Origin of the sequence: Pseudoalteromonas sp. SIMBA_162, from assembly GCF_046535955.1 — a bacterium.
Lineage (GTDB): Bacteria > Pseudomonadota > Gammaproteobacteria > Enterobacterales > Alteromonadaceae > Pseudoalteromonas > Pseudoalteromonas marina.
The window spans coordinates 1-273 of record NZ_JAWJBQ010000394.1 but is presented as its reverse complement, the minus strand read 5'-3'; the positions used below and the strand labels follow the sequence as shown (position 1 = coordinate 273).

Here is a 273-nt window from a genome sequence, read left to right as displayed (position 1 = left end):
CCGACAGCGTGCGCGCCTGGAAGTCGAGCACGAAGCGGCCGAACGCGAACGGCTCGCGCTGCTCGGGGGCCGCGGCCGACGGCGTCGCGCGGCGGCGGCGCAGCACGGCCTGCACGCGCGCGAGCAGCTCGCGCGGGTTGAACGGCTTGCCGAGATAGTCGTCCGCGCCGAGTTCGAGCCCGACGATGCGGTCGACGTCGTCCGCGCGCGCGGTCAGCATGATCACGGGGATGTCGTCGCCGGCCGCGCGCAACTGGCGCAGCGCGGTCAGGC

At 75.5% G+C, this 273-nt stretch carries 1 protein-coding gene; it reads right to left on the bottom strand.

Annotation, left to right across the window (positions count from 1 at the left end):
* A partial coding sequence (locus tag R0J88_RS20185; protein ID WP_410900904.1) for a response regulator occupies positions 1 to 273 on the bottom strand: 273 nt, incomplete at both ends.